General features: G+C 29.4%; 17 protein-coding genes. 11 read left to right on the top strand and 6 right to left on the bottom strand.

Translation table 11 applies throughout. The features are described from left to right. Position 1: 1 nt before the first annotated feature. From efp to tkt, 6 genes are read right to left on the bottom strand one after another with little or no spacing between them, the layout of a single operon-like run. On the bottom strand, positions 2–562 hold the full coding sequence (efp, locus tag ACTTBM_RS00165; RefSeq protein ID WP_440618057.1) for an elongation factor P: 561 nt from the start codon (positions 560–562) through the stop codon (positions 2–4). After that, complete coding sequence (gene thiE / locus ACTTBM_RS00170) at positions 559–1,173, bottom strand: thiamine phosphate synthase (RefSeq protein WP_440634214.1); 615 nt, start codon at positions 1,171–1,173, stop codon at positions 559–561. The genes efp and thiE overlap by 4 nt, the downstream gene beginning before the upstream one ends. After that, positions 1,160–2,170, bottom strand: a complete 1,011-nt coding sequence (locus ACTTBM_RS00175; RefSeq protein WP_440634215.1) for a class I fructose-bisphosphate aldolase — start codon at positions 2,168–2,170, stop codon at positions 1,160–1,162. The genes thiE and ACTTBM_RS00175 overlap by 14 nt, the downstream gene beginning before the upstream one ends. Before the next feature lies 1 nt (position 2,171). Continuing rightward, on the bottom strand, positions 2,172–3,347 hold the full coding sequence (locus ACTTBM_RS00180) for a phosphoglycerate kinase (protein WP_440634216.1): 1,176 nt from the start codon (positions 3,345–3,347) through the stop codon (positions 2,172–2,174). Then, entirely contained in the window at positions 3,347–4,354 is a 1,008-nt protein-coding gene (gene gap, locus ACTTBM_RS00185; protein WP_440634217.1) for a type I glyceraldehyde-3-phosphate dehydrogenase, read from the bottom strand. Before gap ends, ACTTBM_RS00180 begins: the two co-directional genes overlap by 1 nt. Before the next feature lie 2 nt (positions 4,355–4,356). After that, positions 4,357–6,318: a transketolase gene (tkt, locus tag ACTTBM_RS00190; RefSeq protein WP_440634218.1), complete on the bottom strand. Its 1,962-nt coding sequence runs from the start codon at positions 6,316–6,318 to the stop codon at positions 4,357–4,359. A 54-nt stretch (positions 6,319–6,372) separates the two neighbouring features. Here tkt and ACTTBM_RS00195 point away from each other — a divergent pair, with 54 nt between their 5' ends. The 11 genes from ACTTBM_RS00195 (at position 6,373) to pal (ending at position 13,717) form a co-directional block, all read left to right on the top strand. After that, positions 6,373–6,696, top strand: coding sequence for a 5-formyltetrahydrofolate cyclo-ligase (locus ACTTBM_RS00195; protein ID WP_440634219.1), 324 nt, complete (start codon positions 6,373–6,375; stop codon positions 6,694–6,696). Further along, positions 6,684–7,130: a cell division protein ZapA gene (locus ACTTBM_RS00200; RefSeq protein WP_440634220.1), complete on the top strand. Its 447-nt coding sequence runs from the start codon at positions 6,684–6,686 to the stop codon at positions 7,128–7,130. Before ACTTBM_RS00195 ends, ACTTBM_RS00200 begins: the two co-directional genes overlap by 13 nt. Positions 7,131–7,134: 4 nt before the next feature. After that, a complete protein-coding gene (locus ACTTBM_RS00205) occupies positions 7,135–7,680 on the top strand; it encodes a 5-formyltetrahydrofolate cyclo-ligase (RefSeq protein ID WP_440634221.1) in 546 nt (181 codons plus the stop codon). Then, positions 7,677–8,480, top strand: coding sequence for a TIGR00282 family metallophosphoesterase (locus tag ACTTBM_RS00210; protein ID WP_440634222.1), 804 nt, complete (start codon positions 7,677–7,679; stop codon positions 8,478–8,480). Before ACTTBM_RS00205 ends, ACTTBM_RS00210 begins: the two co-directional genes overlap by 4 nt. Before the next feature lie 7 nt (positions 8,481–8,487). After that, positions 8,488–9,213: a YebC/PmpR family DNA-binding transcriptional regulator gene (locus tag ACTTBM_RS00215; RefSeq protein ID WP_440634223.1), complete on the top strand. Its 726-nt coding sequence runs from the start codon at positions 8,488–8,490 to the stop codon at positions 9,211–9,213. Continuing rightward, positions 9,213–9,704 carry a crossover junction endodeoxyribonuclease gene (locus tag ACTTBM_RS00220; RefSeq protein ID WP_440634224.1) on the top strand — a complete coding sequence of 164 codons (492 nt, stop codon included), beginning with the start codon at positions 9,213–9,215 and terminating at the stop codon, positions 9,702–9,704. Before ACTTBM_RS00215 ends, ACTTBM_RS00220 begins: the two co-directional genes overlap by 1 nt. Positions 9,705–9,757: 53 nt before the next feature. Further along, positions 9,758–10,432: a protein TolQ gene (gene tolQ, locus ACTTBM_RS00225; RefSeq protein ID WP_440634225.1), complete on the top strand. Its 675-nt coding sequence runs from the start codon at positions 9,758–9,760 to the stop codon at positions 10,430–10,432. Next, the gene (tolR, locus tag ACTTBM_RS00230; RefSeq protein WP_440634226.1) at positions 10,433–10,849 is read left to right on the top strand and encodes a protein TolR; all 417 of its coding nucleotides are present in this window, start codon (positions 10,433–10,435) and stop codon (positions 10,847–10,849) included. 5 nt (positions 10,850–10,854) lie between these two features. Beyond that, entirely contained in the window at positions 10,855–11,718 is an 864-nt protein-coding gene (locus ACTTBM_RS00235) for an energy transducer TonB (RefSeq protein ID WP_440634227.1), read from the top strand. A gap of 12 nt (positions 11,719–11,730) precedes the next feature. Beyond that, positions 11,731–13,071, top strand: a complete 1,341-nt coding sequence (gene tolB / locus ACTTBM_RS00240) for a Tol-Pal system beta propeller repeat protein TolB (RefSeq protein WP_440634228.1) — start codon at positions 11,731–11,733, stop codon at positions 13,069–13,071. Positions 13,072–13,177: 106 nt separating this feature from the next. Beyond that, the gene (gene pal, locus ACTTBM_RS00245) at positions 13,178–13,717 is read left to right on the top strand and encodes a peptidoglycan-associated lipoprotein Pal (RefSeq protein WP_440614677.1); all 540 of its coding nucleotides are present in this window, start codon (positions 13,178–13,180) and stop codon (positions 13,715–13,717) included. Positions 13,718–13,751 lie beyond the last annotated feature (34 nt).

The raw sequence follows: 13,751 nt of genomic DNA on the forward strand, positions 1-13,751 counted from the left end.
TTCAAATTTTTTTTACGTACTCTAAATTTCGTGTATCAACAATTACTTCGTCACCTGCCTCTATAAACGGTGGAACTTGAATATTTAAACCATTATCTAGAGTTGCTGGTTTGTAAGAGGACGAGACTGTTTGACCTTTTAATGCTGCATCAGTAGTTTCTATTTTACATTGTACCTGATTTGGCAATTCAACTGAAATTGGATTTTCATTATAAAAACTTACAGATACCTCAAGATTTTCAGTTAATAATTTACCTTGTTCGCCAATAATTTCTTTTTTAATTTCAATTTGTTCAAAAGTTTTTGGTTCCATAAAAAAATAATTAGCATCATCTTCATACATATAATTGTATTTATTTTCATCTAATGATGCTTTTTCTACAGTTTCACTAGATCTAAATCTTTCATTTAGTTTGGTATTTTTACCAACACTTTTCATTTCTACTTGTGCAAATGCACCACCTTTTCCAGGTTTTACATGTTGTGTTTTTAGAACTTGCCAAAGATCATTTTTATATTCTAAAAGCATTCCAACTCTAATTTCACTTGCATTTATTTTCATATTAAACTTTCTATAGCTTCTTTAGGTTTGTATTTTTTATTATTCCAAATGTAGCCTGAGATAGCTAAAAAATTTGCATTGTTCAATAAAAGTTTTTTATAGTTTTCATTTGTTATTCCACCTATAGCTACGATGGGAATATTTGTTAATTTTTTTACTTTATTCAAAGTTTTTATATTAGCCCTGTATTTAGCTTTTTTTGTTTTCGTTGGAAAAAAAGCACCAAACGCAATGTAATTGGCTCTATTTTTAATTGCTTCTTTTGCAATTTTAATTGAGTTGTGACATGTTATCCCAATAATTTTATTTCCAATTATTTTTTTGGCTTCTTTGATATTCACATCTTTTTGCCCTAAATGACATCCATCAGCATCTAATTTTTTTGCAAGAACTGGGTCATCATTAACAATAAATTTTACATTATTTTTTTTACATAGTTGTCTGATCTTTTTTCCTACCAAAAATTTTTTTTCAAATGAGTATTTTTTAAATCTCATTTGAAAAAAACTTATTTTACTTGATTTCAATACCTCATTCAGCATCTTGTAAAAATTCTTTGTTATTTTATTTGGAGAGATAAGATAAATAAATTTTTTTTTATTTATTCTCAAGATCGTTTGTCCATTTTCCTTGAGAAGCTAAAGTACACATTCTTGCTCTATGATTAAACACATCTTGTGTTTCGTTAGTTTTAGTGATGTCTTTAGACCAAAATTTAAGTGCACTTTGTTGTAAAGCCCGACCATATGAATAGGTCATTATAAAATTTGTACTATTGTTTTTGCTAATTAAATTGAGATTTTCTGTTGCTTCTACTTCGGATTGACCTCCAGACAAGAAAGCAATTCCTGGTACTTCTGTAGGTACTGAATTTTTAAGACATTCAAGTGTTTTGTCTGAAACTTCTTCATTAGAGATTTTGTTTTTTGAATTACTTCCAGCTAAAATCATATTTGGTTTTAATATGATCCCTGATAAATCAATTTTATGCATAATTAATTCCTCAAAACATTTTTTTATAACTTCTGAAGTTTTTTCCAAACACTCATCAGCTGAATGATCACCATCCATTAAAACTTCTGGTTCCACTATAGGAACCATTTCACATTCTTGAACTAAAGCGGCATATCTTGCAAGTGCATGAGCATTAGAATGAATTGCAAGTTTGCTAGGATAGTTATTGCTTATCGAATAAACACCTCTCCATTTTGTAAATCTTGCACCAAGCTCATAGTATTTTTTTAATCTTTCTCTTAGCCCGTCTAGCCCTTCTGTAATTTTTTCCTCTGGAGAGTTTGCTAAATTTTTTGCACCTGTATCTACTTTAATTCCAGGTACTGCTCCACTAGCAGAGATTAATTCAGGAATTGATTTACCTAAACTTGAAATTTGGTTTATTGTTTCATCGTACAAGATCACACCACCGATACAATCTTTCATACTTTCTGAACTAAAAAGAGTTTCTCTAAAAGCGAGTCTGCTTTTTGGTGTAGACTCAATATTTACAGTCTGAAGTCTTTTTGTCATAGTTCCGTTACTTTCATCTGCCGCAAGTATCCCTTTGCCATTTGAAAGTATTTTAAGAGCTATTTTATTTAGTTCTGACATATCAATTTAAAGCGCTTATACCAGGAAGTTCTTTTCCTTCAAGATATTCCAAAAATGCTCCACCTGCAGTTGAAACAAAATTAAAGTTTTTAACAGCGTTTAAAGAATTAATTAATGAAACGGTATCTCCACCACCTACAACAGAATAAATTTTATCTTCTTTATATTTTTCAACTATTTTTTTTGCAATTGCAGTACTTCCATTAGCAAAATTAGGATTTTCAAAATATCCAGCAGGACCGTTCCATAATATGGTGTTTGTATTATCAATAATATTACATATACTTTCAACAGTTTTTGGACCTATATCCAAAATCATTTCATCTAATTTAATTTGATTCAATTCTTTAATTTTAGGGTGACCATTTAAATCATTGGCCACCACCACATCTTCTGGAAAAATTAATCTACAATTTTTTTTTTTTGAATATGAAAGTATTTCATTAACTATAGAACTAACATTTTCTTCCTTAAGAGATTTTCCTATATTGTATCCATTGTGTTCAATTAAGTTATTCGCCATTGCACCCACAATTACTATGTTATCAAATTTTGGAATTAAATTTTTAATAATATTAATTTTAGTAGAAATTTTAGATCCTCCAATTATGCAAGTAACAGGTTTAATTATATTAGATGTAATTTTTTTTAATGCACCAATCTCTAAATCTAGTTGTAATCCTGAAAAAGACGGTAAAAATTTTGAAATTTCACAAACAGATGTATGAGCTCTATGTGAGCATGAAAAAGCATCATTTACATAAATATCACCTAAACTTGCCAAATGTTTTGCAAAATTAGTGTCATTTTTTTCTTCTTCTGGATAAAATCTAATATTTTCAATTAATAAAATTTTTTCACTAAAATTATCAATTAAATCTTTATTTATCTCATATATATTTTTTTCAATAAGGTTTATTTTCTCATTTAATTTTTTTTCTATATCCTCTTGTATTGGTTTTAACGAAAGATCTTTTATTATTTTTCCTTTAGGTCGACCGACATGAGATAAGATAATTATTTTTGAATTTTGATTTAATAAAAATTTAATTGTTGGAAGAACTTTGTCAATTCTTGTAGTGTCAGTTATTTTACAATTCTTAAGAGGTACATTTAAATCCAATCTTAAAATAACTTTTTTACCTGCCAGGTCTGTTAATCTGGAAATACTTTGCATTAAGAATTTTGATCAATAAACTTTGCAATATCACACATACGATTTGAAAAACCCCATTCATTATCATACCAGGCTGAAATTTTACCCATATTGTCTCCAACAACATTAGTAAGAGATCCATCAACAATCGCAGATGCAGGGTTATGATTAAAATCAATTGATACTAACTTTTCATAAGTGATTTCTAATACATTTTTTAGTTTATTTTTTGATGCTAATTCAAATGATTTATTTATATTTTCTTTATTGATATTTTTTTTCGTGCAGAAAACTAATTCTACAAGTGAAACATTTGGGGTAGGTACTCTCATTGCGACCCCCTCTAACTTTCCATTTAAGCTAGGAATTATTTCACCAATTGCTTTTGATGCACCAGTAGATGTTGGAACAATTGATTGACTTGCTGATCTTGCTCTTCTTGGGTCTTTATGTGAATTATCCAGAATTCTTTGATCACTTGTAAATGCATGAATAGTGGTCATAAACCCTTTTTCAATTTCAAAATTTTCATTAAGTGTATGTACAACTGGAGCCAAACAGTTTGTCGTACATGATGCAGCTGAGATTATTTGGTCCTTACTGGTTATATCTTTTTCATTTACACCAAATACGATTGTTTTATCTGCATTTTTACACGGCGCAGATACTATTACTTTTTTTGCTCCATTTTTTATATGAGCTAAAAGTTTTTCTTTAGAATTAAATTTTCCTGTACACTCAAAAACATAATCAACATCAAATTTTTTCCAGTCTATATTTTCAATACTAGACTCCTGTGAAAATGTAATTTTTTCACTATTTATTATCAAATGATTTTCATCAAAATCTAAATCAGCATTAAATTTACCGTGTATAGAATCATATTTTATCAATGTGCAGGTAGCCTCAGAATTTGATCTGTTATTGATGTGTTGTATTTTTATTTTTTTATCTTGGCTTTCTATAATTGATCGAACTACCATTCGACCAATTCTACCCATTCCATTAATTCCAACTTTAATTGTCATTATTAATTGTTAATTAAACTTTTTGATTTATTGGTTATATTTTCTTTTGTGAGACCAAAAAATTTATATATTTCTTTAAATGGTGCACTTCTGCCAAATTCATTAATTCCAAAATTTTTTCCATTTTCTCCAACATACTTTTTCCAACAATCACTTGAACCAGCTTCTATGGATATTTTATTTTTGGTTTCATTTAGTATTTTATTTTTATAAGTTTTACTTTGTTTATCAAAAAGCTCCATACAAGGTACTGAAATAACTTTAGAATAAATTTTATCTTTGGCAAGTTTTTGACTTGCTTCGATCGCAAGATTTACTTCTGAACCACTTGCCAAAATTGTTAATTTAATTTTCTTATTTGTTCTAAGCACTTCATAAGCTCCAAGTGAACATTTATTATTTGAAGAATATTTTTTTCTAATCGGATTTAAATTTTGTCTTGTTAGAGACAACACACTTGGAGTCTTTGTAGTCTTTAAAGCATGCTCCCAGCATTCAATTGTTTCAATTCTGTCTGCAGGTCTAAATACATTAAGGTTTGGAATTGATCTTAAACCAGATAATTGCTCAATTGGTTGATGTGTTGGTCCATCTTCACCTAAGCCAATTGAATCATGCGTCATTACATAAATAACTCTTTGTTGCATTAGAGCTGACAATCTTATTGATGGTTTACAGTAATCAGAAAATATTAAAAAAGTTCCACCATAAGGAATAAAATTACTATGGAGTGCGATCCCATTCATAACTCCACTCATTGCATGTTCTCTGACACCATAGTGAATATAATTTCCCTCAAAATTACCTGGTGTAATAATTTTATGTTTTTTTGTTTTTGTATTGTTAGATCCAGCCAAATCTGCAGAACCACCAATAAGATTATTATTTGAATTGGTTAATGCGCTTAAAGTTAACTCAGAACATTTTCTTGTTGCTAAGCTTTTAGGTTCTTTGATTGCAAGTTTCTTTTCTGCATTTAAAACATTTTTAAAGTTATTATTATTTTTGATTAGATTTAATTTTTCACTTTGTTTTTTAGTTAATTTGTCCCATTTTTTTTCAATTAACTGACCCTTTCTTCCTATAGCTCTCCATTGGTTCAATAACTTATTTGGAATTTCAAAAGGTTTATATTTCCATTTAAGTACTTTTCTTACTAATTTAATTTCATCTAATCCCAAAGGACTACCATGTGAAGACGACTTACCAGATTTATTTGGAGAACCATATCCAATTTTTGTTTTACAAGAAATTACTGTTGGTTTTTTTGCATTTTGAACTCTTTTTAAAGCTCTATAAATTTGATTTTGATTGTGACCATCAACTAATATGTAATCCCATCCGTAGCTTTCAAATCTTTTTTTAAAATTATCTGATACAGCAAGGCTTGTTGGGCCATCAATTGAAATATTATTATTATCGAAAAGCATCACCAAATTTTTTAATTTTAAGTGACCAGCTAAACTCATTGCTTCGTGACTAATACCTTCCATTAAGCAACCATCGCCAGCTAGAACATAAGTTTTGTGATTAATTAGATTTTTACCTAATTTTTTTTTGAGGAATTCTTCAGCTATTGCAAATCCAACTGCATTAGCTATTCCTTGTCCAAGTGGTCCAGTGGTTGTTTCAATTCCAGTTTTTGGATGATACTCTGGATGACCTGCACAAATAGAGTTTAGTTGTCTAAACTTTTTAATCGAATTTAACGAAATACTTTTATAACCAGTTAAGTACAGCAAAGAATAAAGAAGCATTGAACCATGCCCTGCTGATAAAACAAATCTATCTCTATTTAACCAATTTGGATTTCGTGGATTAAATTTTAAAAAATACCTAAAAAGTACAGTCGCAACATCTGCCATACCCATTGGCATCCCAGGGTGACCAGAATTAGCTTTTTGAACCGCGTCAATAGATAAAAATCTGATACAATTTGCTAAATCGTTATGTATTTTACTCAAAAATTATCCTGACTAGACTAAGAAGATTCTATTTAATATTATAAGTATATATATATGAATTCTATAAACGAAAAAGAAAAAAAACTTAATCTAGCTTTAGAAGAATTAAAAAATTTAGATCTAACTAATCCAGATTTGAAAAATAATATTGAAAACCTTAACTTGCAAAAAAATCAATTAGAGATTGAAAAAAATGAGCTAGAAAAAAAATATAAAGAACTATCAGATCAAAACGAAATTTTGTCAAAAAGATTAGATGAGTTTAGAAGTAAAGAAAAGGTTGAAGAAAGAAAACAAATAGAGTTTTCTGAGAAAATTGATGAATTAAATCAAGAAACAGACACTTTGTTGGAGGAGATTGATAAATGGCAAATGTAAGTATCAAATTCAATAATAAAGAGTTTTTACTATCTTGTGATGATGGACAAGAAGAACATTTAGAGGAATTGTTAATTCAAATAAACCAGAAATTTAATCATTTAAAAAACGATCTTGGTAATTTAGGAGAGAATAAACTCTTATTAATTACAGCAGTTAAAATAATGGATGAATACTACGAAACAAAAAAGAAAGTTGAACAAAAGAAACAAGAATTAAAAGATTTATCAAATAAATTTAAAGAATTAAAAACTCTAATTTATGAATATAAAGATAAAAAAGAAGAAGAAATAAAAGAGTTAAATTTAAATCATGACAAATTAAAAATCGAGATTGAAACTAATCAAAAAAAATATGAAGATTTAATTGATACTGCCGCAGAGAAAATTTCAAGTTTTATCGAAAAAGCGAAACAAGAAAATTTATCTCAATAATTTTGTGAATAAATCTAAATTAAGAAGAAAGATAACATTATTTAGAAAAAAAAATTTTAAAGAAAATTTGAAAATTAATTCTTTAAAATTAATTAAATTTCTAAGGGATAATAAGCTTAAAACAAAAATAGTTGGAGGATATTATCCATGCAATCATGAAATAGATGATTTAGAGGTTTTAAGTTTATTTAGTAAAAATAAAAAAACTACCTCTTTACCGATAATCAAGAAAAATAACCAAATGGACTTTTATGAATGGTCTAAAGATAATCCATTGAAGATAAACAAATACGGGATTATTGAACCATTGTCTCAAAAGAAAGTTTATCCAGATATATTATTAGTCCCACTATTAGCTTTTGATAAGCAATTTAATCGATTGGGTTATGGCGGTGGTTTTTATGATCGTTATATTGAAAAAATTGAAATTAAAAAAAAGGTATTTAAAGTAGGATTTGCTTTTTCTTTCCAAGAATTAAAAAAGGTACCAGTTAATAATTATGATAAGAAACTTGATTTAATAATTACTGAAAGAGGTTTAATATTTTGAGAGTTTTATTTTTAGGTGATGTTGTAGGTATTTCAGGATGTTCTAAACTTACTAGTAGCTTGCTTAGTGAAATTAAATTAAAAAAAATTGATTTTGTTATTGCTAATGGTGAAAATGCTGCAGCCCAAGGAGTAGGTTTGACACAAGAAATTTGCAAAGATTTTTATAACTGTGGTGTTAACGTAATCACAACTGGCAATCATGTTTGGGATCAAAAAGAAATCATGAAGTACATAGAAAAAGAAGAAAGATTGTTACGTCCTAAAAATCTTTTTGAGCCTGCCCCTGGTCGAGGTTTTCAAATTTTCAAAACAGATAAAAATGTAAGAGTTGGTGTACTTAACCTTATGGGTAATGTTTTCATGAAAAAGTGTGATGATGTTTTTGAAACTTCAAAAAAATTTTTAAGTGAGTATAAATTAAAAGATGACTACGATTTATTAGTGGTTGATTTTCATGGTGAAATTACTAGTGAAAAAAATGCTATAGGTCATTTTTTTGATGGTCATGCAACTTTAGTTGTTGGGACACACACACATGTACCAACGAATGATGCTAGAATACTAAACAATGGTACTGGATATCAAACTGATGCAGGCATGTGTGGTGATTACGACTCAGTAATTGGGATGGATAAAGAGAATTCATTAAACAGATTTTTAAAAAAAGACTCGGTTAAACATTTTCCTGCAGTTGGAGAAGGGACTTTGTCTGGTGTTATTGTTGATTGTGATATAAATACAGGCTTAGCTAAAAACATTAATAGTTATATATTTGGGGAAAAATTAAAAAATTTTTAATTTAGATATGGCAGGTCATTCACATTGGGCAGGTATTAAGCATAAAAAAGGAAAAGCTGATAAGCAACGTTCAAAAATTTTCTCTAAATTATCGAAAGAAATTACAGTAGCTGCAAAGTTAGGAGATAAAGATCCTGCTATGAACCCAAGATTAAGATCAGCAGTACAAGCTGCAAGATCAGCAAATATGCCAAAAGATAATATTGAAAGAGCAATAGATAAATCTTCTGCCGCGTCTGGTGCAAATTTTGAAAATTTGAGATATGAAGGTTTTGGACCAAACAAGATTGCTGTAATTGTTGAAACTTTAACTGATAATAAAAATAGAACAGCTTCCAATGTGAGAACCATCTTTCAAAAATCTGGTGGAAGTCTAGGTACACAAGGATCGGCATCTCATAATTTTAAACAACTTGGGATAATAAAGATTGATAAAAATGAAATATCAGAAGACAAGATTTTTGAATTAGCTTTAGAAGCTGGTGCAGAGGAATGTATCTCTCACCAGGAGTTTCATGAAGTTCAATGTGTTTCAAATGAAATATATAATGTAAAAAAAAATTTAGAAAATAAAATTGCGAATTTCATTTCCACAGAGATTGAATGGGTGCCTATTAACAGTGTTGATATTCAAAATGATGAAAAAGAAAGTGTGATTGAGTTTTTAGAAAATCTAGAAGATGACGATGATGTTCAGAACGTTTTTTCAAACGTAAATTTAGGTAACATTTGATGTTAATAATTGGAATTGATCCAGGAATTTCAGGATCCATATGTTTCTTAGAGGATGGAATAATCAAAGATGTTCTTGAGATGCCAACAATGACTGAAGGAAAAAAAAATAAAAAACAAGTTAATGGATCTCAAATATTTAATGAAATATCTTCACAAATAAAAACGTATGAAAAGAAAAATATTAAAGTGGTAATAGAACAAGTTTCAGCTATGCCAGGCCAAGGGGTAACCAGTATGTTTAATTTTGGTCAATCTTTTGGAATTTTAAAAGGTATTTGTAGCGCAATGCAGTTGCCAATTTATTTTGTAAGACCAGCAAAATGGAAAAAATATTTTAATTTAATTAACTCAGAAAAAGATGCCAGCAGGACAAGAGCTATTGAAATATTTCCTTATTTTTCTACAAATTTATCTAAAAAAAAAGACTCTAATAAAGCTGATGCAATTCTGATAGCCAGTTATTTTCATGAAACATACAAAAATGAATAATCTTTAAATTTATATAGCCAAATTCATGACACAATTAAGTGTGATGAGTGATTATGGAAGCAGATATAGCCGCAAATGCATTAGACTTAGGAACAAATACAGATTTTTCACTTTTTAGCTTATTTTTAAAAGCAGATATAATTGTTAAAGCAGTAATGATTAGCCTTATTCTTTGCTCTGTATATTCATGGGCAGTAATTATAGAAAAATATAGACTTTTTAAAAAAATAAATAAATCCTCAGAGGAATTTGAGGAAAAATTTTGGAACTCTAAATCTGCTGAAAATTTTTACAATAGTTTACCAAATAATTTAGATGACCCAATGTCTTTGGTGTTTCGAAATGCAATGGAAAACTTACTAAAGAAAAAATCCAAAACAAATTTGTCTGAAAGAATGACAGCCTTCCTTGAAGGTGGAATAGAAAAAGAAATGTCAAAGATTGAAAAGGGATTTACATTTTTAGCAACTGTTGGTTCAACCGCACCATTTATTGGATTGTTTGGAACAGTTTGGGGAATTATGAATTCTTTTCAGTCAATTGCAATTTCAAGAAATACTAGTCTTGCAATAGTTGCGCCTGGTATAGCCGAAGCATTGTTTGCGACTGCATTAGGATTGTTAGCAGCTATACCTGCAGTAGTTGCTTACAATAAATTTAATACAGACGCAAAAAAATACTCAGAAAAATTAGAGAATTTTTCAAAAAGATTTTTAACAATAATTTAAATGGCTTTCAGATTAAATCGCTCATCAAAAGAACCAATGAGTGAGATTAACGTTACACCTTTTGTTGATGTGATGTTGGTTCTATTAATTATATTCATGGTCACTGCACCACTATTAACAGTTGGTGTTCAAGTTGATCTACCTGAAAGTTCTGCAGATTCTTTGCCTGAGGAAACAGAACCTCTAACATTATCTATTAATGCTAAAGGAGAAATTTTTATCCAAGAATCAAAAGTAGAGTATGACAACATAATCGCTAAAGTTTTAGCTGTTTCAAAAAATAGAACTGACACAAGAATTTATGTACGAGGTGATAAAACAATAAACTATGGAAGAGTTTTAGAGATAATGGGTTTATTATCTGGATCTGGTTTTACAAAAGTTGCTTTAATCTCTGAGCCTCTTAAACAAAGGTAGTTACGGTGAAGAGTAGTAGTATAGCTATATCCTCAGCTTTACACATATCTTTAGTTGTCCTTACAGCTTTAAGTTTGCCTTTTCTATCAAAAAAACCAATAGACATTCCACCCATAGTTTCTGTTGAATTAATTCAAATAACAGAAGAAACAAATATTCCTTTCGCGCCTAAAGCAAAAAAAATTATTCAAAAAGTAAAAGAAAAAGAAAAAAAACTTGTTTCAGAACAAGCTCCACCTAAAAAAGTAAAAAAAACCAAAACAAAGACTGTTGTCTCAGAGAAAAAAAACAAAACGATAGAAAAACAAAATCCTGAAGCTGTCCCTTTGCCAGATAAAGAAGTTAAAAAATTAAAGACTAAAGAGGAAAAAAAACAAAATCCAGAAAAGGTAGATAATGAAGTAAAGCAAGTATCTGAGTTTGAAAAAAAAGATTTATTTGATCCAAACAACATTGCAGCATTAATAGATAAATCAAAAGAAGAAACAGCGGAAAAAGTGAAAACCAATAATGATGTAACCCAAGATCAAGTAAGAAACATTGAAAACTCTCAACTAACTTTAAGTGAGGAAGATGCATTAAAGGCCCAAATATTTGGTTGTTGGAGCATACCTTTAGGTTTGCCATATGACGAAAATTTACTAGTCAGAATAAAATTAAAACTTAAACCAGATGGTTCAGTCACAAAAACTGAGATATTAGATCATGCTAGAATGAATAAACCTGGACAGGGTTTTTATAAAGTCTTAGCAGAAAGTGCCTTAAGAGCAGTAAGATTATGTCAACCTTTGAGAGTTCCAGCTTCTGGTTATGAGAGATGGAAAGAATTACAATTAAATTTTGATGCAAGAGAGATGTTAGGAGGTTAGTATAAAGAATTTATGATTAAAAAATTTATAATTTTCATTTTTGTTTTTTTTCCATTAAAAGCTTTAGCGCTAATTGAAGTTGATATTACAAGGGGAAATTTAAACCCTCTTCCACTTGCAGTCTCACCATTATCAATAGATGAAACGTCTAGAAAGAATTTTGAAAAAATTCTAGACAAAGAGAACATTGGATCTGAAATATCATTAATTGTTGAAAATAATTTAAGAACTTCAGGTTTATTTAATCCTTTAGATAAAAAAGCATTTTTACAAGCTCCAGATATAGCAAATTTAAAACCAAGATTTGAGGATTGGAATTTAATTAAAGCTCAAGCTCTTATAACGGGTAAAGTAAACTACATTAATGACAAATTAAGAGTCGAGTTTAGACTTTGGGATGTGCTTGCTGCAAAAGAGATGATGGCTTTAGCATTTACAACTGTACCAACAAATTGGAGAAGAGTTGGGCACATAATATCAGATAAAGTGTATGAGAGATTAACAGGCGAAAAAGGGTATTTTGATACAAGAATAATTTATGTTGCAGAAGAAGGACCAAAAACACAAAGAATAAAAAAATTAGCTATCATGGATCAAGATGGTGCAAATAATAAATTTCTAACTTTAGGAAATGAGCTTGTCCTTACTCCACGATTTAACCCTGCAAGTCAAATGGTTACTTATTTATCTTATTTTAAAAATATGCCACGTGTTTATCTATTAGATATTGAAACGGGAACACAAGAAGTAGTTGGAGATTTTCCTGGAATGACATTTGCTCCTAGATTTTCACCTGATGGTAAAAAAATAATCATGAGTTTCGCAAAAGATGGAAAATCAGATATTTATACAATGAATTTAGAGACTCGATTAGTAGAGAGAATAACCAATCATCCTTCAATTGATACATCACCCTCTTATTCTCCAGACGGAAAATATATAACTTTTAACTCTGACAGAAGTGGTTACCAACAAATTTATGTCATGAAAAATGATGGAAGTGATGTGAAAAGAATTTCTTTTGGTAATGGTTTGTACGGAACACCAGTTTGGTCTCCTAGGGGTGATTTAATTGCATTTACAAAATTACATAAAGGAAAATTTTATATTGGAGTGATGAGAACAGATGGAACCGGTGAAAGATTGTTAACAGAAAACTATTATCAAGAGGCCCCATCTTGGTCACCCAATGGAAGAGTTTTGATATTTTATAGAGAAACAAAAACTAATTCTAAAGGCGAAGGTTTTTCTGCTAAATTATGGTCTATTGATTTAACTGGTTATAATGAAAGATTGATAACAACTGAGACAGACGCATCTGACCCATCTTGGTCGTCTTTATTAAGTAATTAATATCATTTTATCTTTAAATACGATGAAATTTCTTGATTTTTTGGGTTGAAACATCTAATTAGTTGTGAAAAAAATAGTATTTGAAAAAGCAGCAAGGAGCAAATTAATGAGATTAAACAAAATTTTCAAAAACACGTTATTAGTTATTTCAGCTGGAATAATCTTAACAGCGTGTGCAACAAAAAAAGAGGTAGCTGTAGAAGCGCCAAAAGAAGAAACTAAAAAAGAAGAAGTTACTAAAATTGAAAAAATTGCAGGTCAAATGCAAGGAGATGTTTACGTTGGAACAGATAGCGTAAAATATTTAGCAGATGGTGTTGCTGATAGAGTGTTCTTTGCAACTAACGAATCTATATTAACTACAGCTTCAAGAGAAACTTTAAGAGCTCAAGCTGCTTGGTTAAGAGAAAATTCTAACATCACTGTAGTTTTAGAGGGTCATGCAGATGAAAGAGGAACAAGAGAATATAACTTAGCACTTGGTGAAAGAAGAGCTAACGCTGCAAAAGATTATCTAATGACTTATGGTGTTTCATCAGACAGAATTACTGTAATCAGTTATGGTAAAGAAAGACCTGTTGATTCAGGATCAAATCCTTTAGCATGGTCTAAAAACAGAAGATCAGTTACTGTTAAAGCAAACTAAAGAATTTTTAAAAAAGACCCTAAAATTTAAAATT

It is taken from the genome of Candidatus Pelagibacter sp. HIMB1746, from assembly GCF_052047555.1.
In the GTDB taxonomy this organism is placed as follows: Bacteria; Pseudomonadota; Alphaproteobacteria; order Pelagibacterales; family Pelagibacteraceae; genus Pelagibacter.

Excerpts from the sequence above, each read along its gene's own strand:
- efp (WP_440618057.1), bottom strand. The coding sequence starts at position 562 with ATGAAAATAAATGCAAGTGAAATTAGAGTTGGAATGCTTTTAGAATAT.
- ACTTBM_RS00195 (WP_440634219.1), top strand. The coding sequence starts at position 6,373 with ATGAATTCTATAAACGAAAAAGAAAAAAAACTTAATCTAGCTTTAGAA.
- tolB (WP_440634228.1), top strand. The coding sequence starts at position 11,731 with ATGATTAAAAAATTTATAATTTTCATTTTTGTTTTTTTTCCATTAAAA.
- tolR (WP_440634226.1), top strand. The coding sequence starts at position 10,433 with ATGGCTTTCAGATTAAATCGCTCATCAAAAGAACCAATGAGTGAGATT.
- ACTTBM_RS00175 (WP_440634215.1), bottom strand. The coding sequence starts at position 2,170 with ATGTCAGAACTAAATAAAATAGCTCTTAAAATACTTTCAAATGGCAAA.
- ACTTBM_RS00200 (WP_440634220.1), top strand. The coding sequence starts at position 6,684 with ATGGCAAATGTAAGTATCAAATTCAATAATAAAGAGTTTTTACTATCT.
- tolQ (WP_440634225.1), top strand. The coding sequence starts at position 9,758 with ATGGAAGCAGATATAGCCGCAAATGCATTAGACTTAGGAACAAATACA.
- ACTTBM_RS00220 (WP_440634224.1), top strand. The coding sequence starts at position 9,213 with ATGTTAATAATTGGAATTGATCCAGGAATTTCAGGATCCATATGTTTC.
- ACTTBM_RS00215 (WP_440634223.1), top strand. The coding sequence starts at position 8,488 with ATGGCAGGTCATTCACATTGGGCAGGTATTAAGCATAAAAAAGGAAAA.
- pal (WP_440614677.1), top strand. The coding sequence starts at position 13,178 with ATGAGATTAAACAAAATTTTCAAAAACACGTTATTAGTTATTTCAGCT.
- ACTTBM_RS00180 (WP_440634216.1), bottom strand. The coding sequence starts at position 3,347 with ATGCAAAGTATTTCCAGATTAACAGACCTGGCAGGTAAAAAAGTTATT.
- gap (WP_440634217.1), bottom strand. The coding sequence starts at position 4,354 with ATGACAATTAAAGTTGGAATTAATGGAATGGGTAGAATTGGTCGAATG.